General features: G+C 43.8%; 13 protein-coding genes. 4 read left to right on the forward strand and 9 right to left on the reverse strand.

All coding sequences use genetic code 11. The features are described 5' to 3' along the window. Window positions 1–12: 12 nt before the first annotated feature. From JNG37_RS09400 to yycF, 3 genes are read right to left on the reverse strand one after another with little or no spacing between them, the layout of a single operon-like run. On the reverse strand, window positions 13–816 hold the full coding sequence (locus JNG37_RS09400; RefSeq protein ID WP_202848345.1) for an MBL fold metallo-hydrolase: 804 nt from the start codon (window positions 814–816) through the stop codon (window positions 13–15). Window positions 817–822: 6 nt separating this feature from the next. Further along, complete coding sequence (gene vicK, locus JNG37_RS09405; RefSeq protein WP_202848346.1) at window positions 823–2,172, reverse strand: cell wall metabolism sensor histidine kinase VicK; 1,350 nt, start codon at window positions 2,170–2,172, stop codon at window positions 823–825. After that, window positions 2,165–2,869: a response regulator YycF gene (gene yycF, locus JNG37_RS09410; RefSeq protein ID WP_202848347.1), complete on the reverse strand. Its 705-nt coding sequence runs from the start codon at window positions 2,867–2,869 to the stop codon at window positions 2,165–2,167. Before yycF ends, vicK begins: the two co-directional genes overlap by 8 nt. A gap of 175 nt (window positions 2,870–3,044) precedes the next feature. Between yycF and JNG37_RS09415 the strand changes: the two genes are divergently transcribed. From JNG37_RS09415 to JNG37_RS09430, 4 genes are read left to right on the forward strand one after another with little or no spacing between them, the layout of a single operon-like run. Beyond that, a complete protein-coding gene (locus JNG37_RS09415; protein ID WP_202848348.1) occupies window positions 3,045–3,806 on the forward strand; it encodes an amino acid ABC transporter ATP-binding protein in 762 nt (253 codons plus the stop codon). 10 nt (window positions 3,807–3,816) lie between these two features. Next, a complete protein-coding gene (locus JNG37_RS09420; protein WP_202848349.1) occupies window positions 3,817–4,656 on the forward strand; it encodes a transporter substrate-binding domain-containing protein in 840 nt (279 codons plus the stop codon). 14 nt (window positions 4,657–4,670) lie between these two features. Next, window positions 4,671–5,369 (forward strand): amino acid ABC transporter permease, encoded by a 699-nt coding sequence (locus JNG37_RS09425; protein ID WP_105096633.1) that lies wholly within the window; start codon window positions 4,671–4,673, stop codon window positions 5,367–5,369. A gap of 14 nt (window positions 5,370–5,383) precedes the next feature. Next, window positions 5,384–6,043, forward strand: coding sequence for an amino acid ABC transporter permease (locus tag JNG37_RS09430; protein ID WP_172003117.1), 660 nt, complete (start codon window positions 5,384–5,386; stop codon window positions 6,041–6,043). Window positions 6,044–6,225: 182 nt separating this feature from the next. Here JNG37_RS09430 and thrS read toward each other — a convergent pair whose 3' ends face one another. From thrS to JNG37_RS09460, 6 genes are all read right to left on the reverse strand, one after another. After that, window positions 6,226–8,178, reverse strand: a complete 1,953-nt coding sequence (thrS, locus tag JNG37_RS09435; protein WP_202848350.1) for a threonine--tRNA ligase — start codon at window positions 8,176–8,178, stop codon at window positions 6,226–6,228. Window positions 8,179–8,327: 149 nt separating this feature from the next. Next, window positions 8,328–8,654 (reverse strand): MazG-like protein, encoded by a 327-nt coding sequence (locus JNG37_RS09440; protein ID WP_449276442.1) that lies wholly within the window; start codon window positions 8,652–8,654, stop codon window positions 8,328–8,330. Between the two features lie 462 nt (window positions 8,655–9,116). Beyond that, window positions 9,117–9,302 carry a hypothetical protein gene (locus JNG37_RS09445; protein ID WP_202848352.1) on the reverse strand — a complete coding sequence of 62 codons (186 nt, stop codon included), beginning with the start codon at window positions 9,300–9,302 and terminating at the stop codon, window positions 9,117–9,119. 8 nt (window positions 9,303–9,310) lie between these two features. Next, window positions 9,311–10,624 (reverse strand): glycosyltransferase family 4 protein, encoded by a 1,314-nt coding sequence (locus tag JNG37_RS09450; protein WP_202848353.1) that lies wholly within the window; start codon window positions 10,622–10,624, stop codon window positions 9,311–9,313. After that, window positions 10,625–11,623, reverse strand: coding sequence for a glycosyltransferase (locus JNG37_RS09455; RefSeq protein WP_202848354.1), 999 nt, complete (start codon window positions 11,621–11,623; stop codon window positions 10,625–10,627). A gap of 122 nt (window positions 11,624–11,745) precedes the next feature. Beyond that, on the reverse strand, window positions 11,746–12,615 hold the full coding sequence (locus JNG37_RS09460) for a DUF445 family protein (protein ID WP_330919004.1): 870 nt from the start codon (window positions 12,613–12,615) through the stop codon (window positions 11,746–11,748). Between the last annotated feature and the right edge of the window lie 2 nt (window positions 12,616–12,617).

Here is a 12,617-nt window from a genome sequence, read left to right on the forward strand (position 1 = left end):
AGATCTTGTTTATTATATTTTGGTTAAAGCTGTCGCAGTATCAGGGGACGTATCAAAGACGTGGAAGTCTTTACCAACCCCTAAATCAGCCTGAGCCAATTGATTGACCATAGTCAAATGGGCCAATTCCTTGATGTTGTTTTCCTTGGAAAGATGGCCAAGGTAAATTTTCTTGGTTTTATTGCCCAAGGAACGAATCATAGCATCTGCCCCATCTTCGTTACACAGGTGGCCCTTGTCAGATAAAATCCGTTGCTTGAGGTTCCAAGAGTAAGAACCCGAACGCAGGATCTCAATGTCATGGTTGGATTCAATCAAATAAGCATCCGAATTTTCCACCAAGCCAACCATTCTGTCACTGACATAACCTGTGTCCGTCAAGAGGACAAAGGATTTGTTGTCCTTCATAAAACGGTAAAACTGGGGATTGGCCGCATCGTGGCTAACGCCAAAAGACTGGATATCCAAATCACCAAAAGTCTTCATGGCACCGAGTTCGAAGATATGCTTCTGGGCAACATCAATTTTCCCCAACTTGGTCTCCATAGCCTGCCAAGTCTCCTTGTTGGCATAAATATCCAAACCGTATTTTCGAGCAAGGACGCCGATACCATGGATGTGGTCGCTGTGTTCATGTGTCACAAAGATGGCATCTAAATCCTCTGGTTTGCGATCAATTTCTGCCAAAAGACTCGTGATTTTTTTACCGGAAAGCCCTGCATCAACCAAGAGTTTTTTCTTATCTGTTTCCAGATAGAAGCAGTTGCCGCTCGATCCCGAAGCTAAAATACTATAATTAAATCCCTGTCCTATCATAATCTCCTATTCTTCCTCAGTTGCTTCATCCCAGTCATCAAAACTGATATCCTTGCTATAAGGCAAGACGATGGTAAAGGTCGAACCATGACCATATTCACTCTTGGCCCAGATAAAGCCCTGGTGCTGTTTGATAATTTCTTTAGCAATCGCCAATCCTAAACCAGTACCACCCTGCGCCCGAGACCGAGCCTTGTCAACTCGATAAAAACGGTCAAAGATCCGAGGTAAGTCTGCCTTAGGAATGCCTAGACCTTCATCTGAAATTGACACAATCAACTGAGAGTCGGTTGTCTTCATGCTGAAGGTAATCTTGCCCCCGTCTGGCGAATACTTGATGGCATTGTTTAAGATATTGTCGATTACCTGGGTCATCTTATCTGTATCAATCTCAACCCAAATCGGTGTAATCTGATAATCACGGACAATGCTGTATTCCTTATCGGTTGATTGACTTTTCATTTGATCAAAACGGTTGAGAATAAAAGTCACAAATGCCGTAAAGTTAATCAACTCCACATCCATGGTCCCCACTTGGTTATCAATACGCGATAAACTCAAGAGGTCTGAAATCATTCGCATCATGCGGTTGGTTTCTTCCAAAGACACTTTGACAAAACTTGGGGCAACCGCCTCTGTCAAAGCCCCCTCATCAAGCGCCTCCAGATAGGACTTAACCGAGGTAAGAGGCGTTCGCAGTTCATGACTGACATTGGATACAAAGAGGCGTCGTTCTCTTTCTTCCTTGGCCTGCTCCGTCATGTCGTGTAAGACCACAACCAAACCAGAAATCAAGCCACTCTCACTCCTAATAGTCGCAAAATTAGCACGGAGGGTCAAAAATTCCCCATTTTCATTTGCATGCTCCAAAACAACCTCAGGCGTTTGGGCCAAGAGTTCTCGGAAGCTATACTTGTCACCTAATTCTAAAATCTCAATCAGACTGGCATTTTCCCCTGATTTTGCCGACAGTCCCAGTTGCTTTTGGGCCATATCATTGATCATAATGACCCGCCCCATTCGATCCGTCGCCATCACACCATCGCTCATATAGGATAAGATAGAAGAAAGACGTGTTTTTTCTTGGGTTAGATTGTCCTGGGTCAGGCGAATCACTTCTGACAGATCATTCAACGAATTGGTCATATCAGTAATTTCAGGGCTTCCTCTTAAATCTAAGACCTCTGAGTAGTCACCAGAAATCAAAGACTGGACCTTAGCATTGAGGAGTTTGATTTGCCGATTGTCCTTGTGGTTTTCCAAAAGCAGCACTGTCAAGGCAATGACAAAGCCGATGATGATCACAATAAACCAAAATTCTGCCGTTGTGATCAGATAACGTAATTGATTAATCATTTCCTTTTATATAGTAGCCTACGCCACGGCGAGTCAAAATGTATTCTGGACGGCTTGGCAAGTCTTCAATTTTTTCACGCAAACGACGGACTGTCACATCGACTGTACGGACATCCCCAAAGTAATCGTAACCCCAGACCGTTTCAAGCAAGTGTTCCCGTGTCATCACCTGTCCCAAATGATTGGCCAGATGGTGCAGCAACTCAAACTCACGGTGGGTCAATTCCAACTCTTTCCCGTGCTTTTTAGCCACAAAGGCATCTGGTACGATGACCAAATCACCAATGACAATTTCAGGAGTACCCTGGTTGTCACTATCGACTTGGGTTTCAGACAATTCACTACGGCGTAAAAGAGCCTTAACACGCGCCTGCAATTCACGATTAGAGAAGGGCTTGGTCACATAATCATCCGCCCCTATTTCCAATCCAATAACCTTATCAAATTCACTGTCCTTAGCCGACAGCATCAAAATCGGTACATTACTGGTCTTACGAATTGTACGTGCCACTTCTAGCCCATCTATTTCAGGCAGCATCAAATCCAAAATCACAATATCTGGAAATTCTGCTTCAAATCGTTCCAAGGCTTCTTTCCCATCGAAGGCTGTCACGACTTCATAGCCCTCTCTGGTCATGTTAAACTTGATAATATCGGAGATTGGTCTCTCATCATCAACAACTAGAATTTTTTTCATGTTAACACCTTTGCATACTTTTTTACTATTATACCAAAAACACTGACAGATGACACTTTACAAGTCTATGTTATATTTTATGACATAGACAACATTAAATTGTCTGAAAATACTTGACTTTCATTTAGTCCAATGATAAGATGAGACATAATTATTAAAAGGATAGGAGAATACTATGGCCTTAGTTGAATTTAAAAACGTCAATAAATACTATGGAGACTATCATGCCCTCCGTGACATCAATCTATCTTTTGAAAAAGGACAGGTCGTTGTTTTACTTGGACCTTCCGGCTCTGGAAAATCAACCCTTATCCGTACCATTAATGGTTTAGAAGCAATTGATAATGGAAGTCTCGTGGTCAATGGACACGATATCTCTTCTACTTCTATCAAAGAATTGGTTGCCCTTCGCAAGGAAGTCGGCATGGTTTTCCAGCACTTCAACCTCTACCCACACAAGACTGTGTTAGAAAATGTCACTTTAGCTCCCATCAAGGTCTTGGGAATTGACAAGGCAACTGCTGAAAAAACAGCCCAAAAATATCTTGAATTTGTAAACCTTTGGGACCGCAAAGATTCCTATCCTGCCATGCTCTCCGGTGGACAAAAGCAACGGGTTGCCATCGCTCGGGGCTTGGCAATGAATCCTGAACTCCTCCTCTTTGACGAACCAACATCTGCCTTAGACCCAGAAACCATCGGAGATGTTCTGGCTGTTATGCAAAAGCTGGCACGCGATGGGATGAATATGATTGTCGTGACCCACGAGATGGGCTTCGCCCGTGAAGTAGCGGACCGCATCATCTTTATGGCAGAGGGAGAAGTCTTGGTCGATACAACAGATGTCAATGATTTCTTCGAAAATCCAACTGAGCCTCGTGCCAAGCAATTCCTCAGCAAGATTATCAACCACGAGTCCGACAAGGTAAAACTCTAGGAGGCCGCCTATGACAGATAAGAAAATAAATCTCTTCTTGACCATCCGCCTCCTGATCATTAGTTGCCTAGCCCTCTTTTTCATCCACCAACCTGTCGCTCAGACAGAAACACCTACTGAACTCTCGACTAGCGCTCAAGTTCAAGCCATCATCGATAGAGGCGTGCTCCGTGTCGGAGTGAAACAGGACGTCCCTAACTTTGGTTACAAAAACCCTGATACTGGTGAATTCGAGGGAATGGAGATTGACATTGCTCGCAAAATTGCAGATGAATTGGGTGTAGAGATTGAATTTACCCCTGTTACGGCACAAACCCGAGGACCGCTCTTAGATAATGGTCAAGTCGATATGGTCATCGCTACCTTCACCATCACTGAGGAACGTAAACTCCTCTACAATTTCACAACTCCTTACTACACAGATGCCGTTGGCTTATTGGTCAATAAAGATAGCGGAATTAAGACCTTTACCGACCTAGATGGAAAGACAATCGGTGTGGCTCAAGGCTCCATTACACGTACCCTCATCTCTGAATTGGCAGACAAGTATGGTATCTCTGTCAATTTTGCAGAGCTTGGTTCTTATCCAGAACTCTCTGTCTCGCTACGCGCTCACCGTACAGACGCATTTTCTGTCGACCAATCTATCCTTTCTGGGTATATCAGCTCAAAATCTGAACTCATGGACTTTAGCTTCTCAGCTTCAGACTATGGTATCGTGACTAAATTATCCAATACGGAGCTTAACGACTACTTAAACAGCCTGGTTGAAGAATGGACAGCTGACGGTAGTCTTCAAGCCATCTATGATGCTAATGGTCTAGAACCAGTAACAGAAACTGACGAATAGAAAGGTGAAACAATATGACAGTTTTAACAACTAGTCCTTACGCTTGGGAAAATTGGGTCAGTTACTTCAATGATTTTCCAACTTTTTTCCAAGGCTTTCTCTTTACCTTAGCCATTTCTGTCGGCGCCTTTATCATGGCCATGTTTTTAGGAATTGTCTTTGGTAGTCTCTCTTCCAGCAAAAATAAAGTTTTAAAAATCATCGCACGTGTCTATGTTGAATACTATCAGAATACACCGCTTTTGGTTCAGTTCATGATTGTTTATTATGGACTTCCACTGATTTCCAACTACGTACTCATGCCGTCCATCTACTGGACAGCTGTTATCTGCGTCGGACTCTATCACGGTGCCTATATCGCAGAAGTCATTCGTGCAGGGATAGAAGCGGTGCCGACTGGGCAAACTGAAGCCGCACTTTCACAGGGATTTACCCAGGCTGAAACCATGCGAATCATCATCTTGCCACAGGCTATTCCGACCATTCTTCCACCTTTGACCAACCAAGTAGTAAACTTAATTAAGAATACGGCTACTGTTGCCATCATCTCTGGAGCTGATATTATGTTTATGACAAAATCTTGGTCTGCCATGAATGCCAACTACATCCCAGCCTTTGCTGGTGCTGCTTTCCTTTACTTCATCATGTGCTTCCCTGTTGCAAGCTGGGGTCGCCGCATTGAAGAAAAGAATAAGTCAGCTTTTTCACACTAATAGGAGGTTGAACGATGAATTATGTTTTAGAATTACTCAAACCTTCAACCTTCCAACTCTTGTGGAGTGGTTTGAAGTTAACCCTCTATATCTCAAGCATTTCGGTAATCCTGTCCGTTCTTTTCGGAATGATTCTAGCTATCATGCGCAACGGAAAAAATCCAATTTTCAAGTGGATTGCAACCATCTATATCGAATTTGTGCGTAATGTGCCAAACTTGCTTTGGATCTTCACTGTCTTCTTGGTCTTCCAAATGAAGTCAACGCCTGCTGGTATCACTGCTTTTACCATTTTTACCACGGCAGCCATGGCCGAGATTATCCGTGGTGGCCTCAACGCCATCGGACCAGGCCAGACCGAAGCTGGCTTGTCACAGGGTTTTACCCCAGTACAAATCATGGTTTATATCATCATGCCACAGGCCATTCGTAAGATGCTGCCAGCCATCATCTCGCAGATTGTAACGGTCATCAAGGACACTAGTTTCCTCTACTCCGTAATCGCTCTTCAAGAACTCTTTGGTGCGAGTCAAATCCTTATGGGACGTTACTTTGAAGCAGAGCAAGTCTTTGCCCTCTACATCATGGTCGCCTTGATTTACTTTAGCATCAACTTTGCCATTTCAAGCCTGTCACGTTATGTGGCTAAGTCTTGGGCGAGCAGTATTGAATAATACTCTTCGAAAATCAAACTCAGCCGTTGTTGACTTGATTTGATGAACTTCAGTTCTATCTGCATCTGCGTCGCCTAGCCTGATTTTGATTTTCATTGAGTACTACCTAAACTCCCAGCCAGTCGGTTGGGATTTTTTGCTGTCAAAAAAGAAGCCCTTTCGGACTTCTTACTTTATAATTCTTATTCTACTGCTTCAGCTGGTCGTGACTTGCGAGCAATATCTGCTAAGATATGGTCCACAAATTCTGCAACAGACTGAGTTTGCGTTGCCTTGCTTCCGTAGCGACGAACGTTGACAGCATTGTCTTCCATTTCCTTGTCACCGACGATGAGTTGGTATGGAATCTTGCTGGTCTGACTCTGACGAATCTTGTACTGCATCTTCTCATTACGTTCATCCACGTGTACACGAACGCCACGGTCTTGCAATTCTTTGGCAACCTTCCAAGCGTAATCCAGGTGAGCCTCCACAGAAATTGGAATCATGGTCACTTGGGTTGGAGCCAACCAAGTCGGGAAGGCACCTTTGTAGGTTTCGATCAAGATGGCAGTGAAGCGTTCCATAGTCGAGATAACACCACGGTGAATCATGACTGGGCGGTGTTCTTCACCGTCAGCACCAATGTAGGTCAGACCAAAGCGTTCTGGCAAGAGGAAGTCCAACTGAATAGTTGACAACGTTTCCTCATTTCCAAGGGCAGTCTTAACCTGAATATCCAACTTCGGACCGTAGAAGGCTGCTTCACCTTCTGCCTCAAAGTAGTCCACGCCCATTTCATCCATGGCACCCTTCAGCATACGCTGGGCATTTTCCCACATCTCATCGTTATCATAGTACTTCTCTTTGTCCTCTGGGTCACGATAAGACAGGCGGAAACGGTAGTCGTTTAGGTTGAAATCTGCGTACACATCGATAATCAACTGGAGAGCTTTTTTGAACTCTTCTTGGATTTGCTCAGGTGTCACGAAAATATGACCGTCGTTAAGAGTCATCTCACGCACCCGTTGCAATCCAGTAAGAGCACCTGATTTCTCATAGCGGTGCATCATACCAAGCTCAGCGATACGTACTGGCAATTCACGATAAGAACGCACGTGGTTTTTATAAACTTGAATGTGGTGCGGACAGTTCATCGGACGAAGCACAAACTCCTCACCGTCGCCCATGTCCATAGTTGGGAACATGTCTTCATGGTAATGTTCCCAGTGACCCGAAGTCTTGTAGAGTTCAACCGAAGCCAACGGTGGTGTGTAAACGTGCTGGTAGCCTGAAGCCAATTCCTTGTCTGTGATGTAACGCTCCAAGGTACGACGAATGGTCGCTCCATTTGGCAACCAGAATGGCAAACCTTGACCAACTTCTTGGCTGATCATGAAGAGATCCAATTCCTTACCAAGTTTACGGTGGTCACGTTCTTTGGCTTCCTCACGCATTTGAAGGTAAGCCTTGAGGTCTTTCTTGTCAAACCAAGCTGTACCATAAACACGTTGCATCATTGGGTTTTCGCTCTTACCACGCCAGTATGCACCAGCCACATTGAGCAATTCAAAAATCTGGATACGGCCTGTTGACGGAACGTGCGGGCCACGGCAGAGGTCAACGTATTCTCCCTGAGTATAAATGGTCAAACCGCCCTCGTCATCAGAATGCTCTTGAATCAATTCCAACTTGTAAGGATCGTTTTTGAAAATCTCAAGAGCTTCTTCCTTAGTTACCTCACGGCGTTCTGAAGGGAAGTTTTCCTTGACAATCTTCATCATTTCTTCCTGAATGCGTGGTAGGTCTTCATTTGAAATCTGGCCAGCCGCATTGTCCGTATCGTAGTAGAAACCGTCCTGAATAGCTGGACCAACCCCCAACTTGATGTCTGGGAAAAGACGACGAGCCGCTTGGGCAAACAAGTGGGCAGCTGAGTGACGCAAGATGGCCAAGGCATCCTCATGGTCAGGCGTTACGATTTCAAGCGTACCGTCCTCTTCGATGGCACGAGTGGTGTCAATCAATTTACCGTTGAACTTACCAGCAAGAGCCTTTTTCGCCAAAGACTTGCTGATGCTCTCCGCAATTTCAAAAGTAGTCACACCAGCTTGATACTCACGAACAGCACCATCTGGGAAAGTAATATGAATCATAATATAAGATATAAAGGGCGTTAAGCGGACACAGACAAAATAGGATACAGAACGACGACACGAGCGTCTAGTTCTCGTTTATCTTTTTGGCCCAGTCCGTAGCCCGTATTCAGTTCAACCAAATACGGATGCCCTAGTCCTTTCTATTTTTATTTATTTTTAATCCCTAGTAACTCTTCTTTTTGAGTTAAAAAGGTTTCCATTTCTTTTTGGACGTCAATATCCAGTCGGTCAGCCAGTTCAATCAACCACCAGATATTTTCAGCCATTTTATGCTCCAAGGTATAGGGCGTTTCATCATAGTAACGACCCTGCTTAGTCATAATCAGGCGGTTCATGTTGCCAATATCGTTGGTCAAAGCCAAGAGGTCTTCCTCAATGGACCACTCTTTATCGTGGTGCTTGACCTCCAACTCTCTGTAAGCCTTGCGAACGGCTAGGCAACGGTCAATCGTTTCTTGTGGAATGCTGGTCAACTTCATCTCCTTGTTTTGTCAAAAAAGAAAATACGACGCCCTCGCAAAAGGACGTCGTAACGTGGTTCCACCTTCATTCGCAGTCACGCTAAAAAGCCTGACTACCTCAGATTGGCGATAAGGGAACCACCCTTTTATGTTTGCATAAAATTATACCGAGTAGTGTCAATCCTATCCTCTATGTGCTTGCACCCACCGCACACTCTCTCAAAGATTTCCTAGAATTGATAAGTCTCTAAAAGCTATTATAACAGTCAAAGTATGAAAACTCAAGTATTTTTCTTAGAATTCCCACTCCGCTTCCAATTTCTAACCAAGATTCCAATACCAGACCCTAAAAAACCAACCACCATATAGGGAAGCACATAAACCTCCGCTCCTTCCGCATGTGGAAAAACCAAGCTATCAACAGGTAAATACAGCAACCCCAAGACTAAAGGAAACCACCAAGAAAAACCATGTTTAGCCCGAATAAATGGCGGAAATAAGTAAAATCAAGACAGGTTGGTAGACTAGCAAGAGGTTTATGATAAATCCCTTGATAATCAAGTCATCCAAAGGAGCACGAAGCATGAGGATAGGCACTAGATAGTAAACCAAGCAGATAGGGAACAAATACCATACGAGCTTTCCACCATCCTTCATCATCATTCCTCCTAGTCAAAGAAATTGCGCACCGAACGAACCTGATCAACTGATTTTTTCAAAATCTTTACTGTACGATCCGAAGAAGTAACCAGAACCCTTCTTGGCAGAGAGATAGCTCCCTTAATCAAAGATTCTGCAACGGAATCCTCATTGATATGCTGTTTTCGAAAATCATGAGAAATTTTCAAATCTAGATAAAACTCGTAGACCCGTCGTCCGAAATTTGTGGAAGAGATTTCATACAGCTTCTTCTCTAAATGGAAGTCATTCATAGCTGGGGTCAACAAGATTGCATCTAAAACAGCATCTGCCAAATCAACCTCGCGTTGATACAAGGTACCAAACATCTTATCCGAGATGACATTGTCCAAATAAGAATTGGCGTGAGCAATAATCGGCGTACCTGAAGCCAAGCTCTCTAAGAAAGTCAGCCCTTGAGTCTCACTGGTCGAAGCGGAAATAAAGAAGTCCGCCGCCTTATAATAAAGGGCTGTTTCACTCGGCGCAATCATGCCTGTCATCTGGATGACATCCGTCATTTGAACTTGGTCAATCAAGGATTGTAACTCTTCTGAGTATGGACCTCCACCGACAATGACCAACTTGACCTTTGGATTTTCCTGCACAATGCGTGGCATAGCCTTGACAATTGCTTGGATATTTTTTTCATGTGAAATTCGAGACAGACTAAGCAACATGGTTTCATCCGAAGCAATCCCCAAAAGCTGCCGCAGCTCCGCGACGTCATCCTGACTGATTTCAGGTCGATCGAACTTGACCAAGTCAATTCCCGTCGGAATCACACGTTTCTCAATCGGAATCTGGTATGTCGTCAACAGGTCATCCACAATCTCGCTTGGGCAAATAACCCCATCCAAATCACGAAAATAAGCTCGCACCAAATACTTGATCATACTTGGCCGAATCAAGCGCCCTTTGGCAATATAATGGACATAATCTTCGTACTGCGTATGATAGGTATGAAGTACAGGAATATCTAATTCCTTGGCAATCATTTTCCCCAAAATCCCCAATGAAAACTCTGTCTGGGTGTGGATAATGTCTAACTTATAGCGCTGGGCGATTTTCAAGGCATCTGTAAAGCCAGCATAGGCCACCCGTCTATCTTTAAAAGCAAAGAATGGGATACTGGGAATGCGAATAATGTCCCAATCCTCATAGCGATTGACATCCTCATCTGTCGTTGTAAAGATAAAAACCGTATGCCCTTGCTTTTCCAATTCCGTCTTCAAGGTCCGAATAGAGGTCGCCACCCCGGACACTTGTGGAAAATAAGTATCTGTAAACAATCCAATCCGCATCTACATCTCCCTTACTCTCTCATAAGCTTCTACCAGCTGATTAGACACCTTGTCAATCGACCGACTGACCGCCACCTGATAGCCAGCTTCTCGTTTATCAACCTTCTTGTCCAAGATTGCCTGTAAAGAGGTTACAAAATCATCAACTGAGCGTCCAAGTTCCACCTGGCTGTCATCAATCCATCCTTCATAAACTGGAATGTCCCTCAAGACAACATGTTGACGACTAGCCAAGGCCTCTAAAACGACAATTCCTTCCGTCTCTTCATAAGAAGGGAAAAAGAAGGCACTAGCAGCTGTCATAGCCCCTTGGTAAACAGCCCCTTTGAAATAACCTGGGAAGGAGACATTTTCTGGATGGTCTCCCTCAACAATTTTTCGAATATAGGATGGAATCATCCATTTATTGATGGAACCAAACCAGATGAACCGAACATGGGGCATCCGCTCTGCTACTTTAACAAAATCCTCAATCCCCTTACGTCGAAAATACAAGCCAGCCGAAATAACAACCGGTTGGTTTTCTTCAATGCCAAAATGCTGACGAAAAACTGCTTCCTTATGTGCATCTTGTTGGTACTTATTCAAGTCAATACCATTTGACACAGCTACAATTGGTGTCGTCACTCCATAGGACTCAATCAACTGTTTGGAATAAGGAGATGGCGTGATGATAAAATCCGCCTTTTGATACATGCTTGCTAGGTATTTCCCTACATATGGCGCCAAGACATTTGAGCCAATGAAGGAATTTTGAAAATCCTCTCGGGTCGAATGGCCATGAAGAATCACCTTTTTCCCACTACGCTTTGCAGCATGTAGCAGCAACCAACTACGAGGTCCGTAGGTGTTTATATGAATCACATCGTACTCTCCCAAAAGATCCGTTGTATAAGGGATACCGGCCTTATCTAAGGCTTCCATCTGGTGTTGAAGGGCACGGCCAATTCCTGATTTTTCAAGAACAGTCTTACCTTCTAGGTATAACAAAACTTTCATAGTTTCATTATAATAGAAATCTGAAAAAAATGATATGGTCAACCTATTTTTTGCAAAAGAAAAGAAGGGAGACCCCTCTTTTCTAATTAGAATAGGTAGTGCAGAACAGCTGTGAATTCTTCCTATTCATCCCTACTTCCTCTTTTCTTCCGCCTAGCAAGTCCTCCTAGAAGTAAACCTGCTCCTAGCAGAGCAAATTCCGACTTGGAAGCATCCCCAGACTTAGGCAAAGCAAACTTTTTCTTCGATGACTCAGACGATCGAGGTGGAGTTGATTCTGAGATAGATTCTGAAAGTGACTCGGAAACTGACTCTGAAATGGACTCTGAAACGGATTCTGAAATTGACTCGGATACTGATTCAGAAACTGACTCAGAGACGGATTCTGAAATGGATTCTGAAACTGATTCTGAGATGGATTCTGAGACTGACTCAGAAATGGACTCTGAAACTGATTCGGAGATTGATTCAGAAATGGACTCGGATACTGACTCTGATACTGATTCGGAAATGGACTCTGATACTGATTCAGAGACTGATTCAGAGATGGATTCAGAAACTGATTCACTTACTGACTCAGAAATGGATTCTGAGACTGATTCTGAAATTGATTCAGAGATTGATTCAGAAACTGACTCTGAAATGGATTCTGAGACTGACTCAGAGACTGATTCTGAAATGGACTCAGAAACTGATTCTGAGATTGATTCAGAAACTGATTCTGAAATTGACTCGGAGACTGATTCTGATACCGACTCAGTGATGGACTCGGAGACTGATTCAGAAATCGATTCTGAGACTGACTCTGAAATGGACTCTGAAACTGACTCAGAGATGGATTCTGAGACTGACTCTGAAATGGACTCTGAAATGGACTCTGAAACTGACTCAGAGATGGATTCTGAAACGGACTCGGTTACTGACTCAGAGATGGATTCTGAAACTGATTCGAAAACTGACTCTGAAATGGATTCTGAGACTGATTCTGAAATTG

It is taken from the genome of Streptococcus suis, from assembly GCF_016775005.1.
Lineage (GTDB): Bacteria > Bacillota > Bacilli > Lactobacillales > Streptococcaceae > Streptococcus > Streptococcus suivaginalis.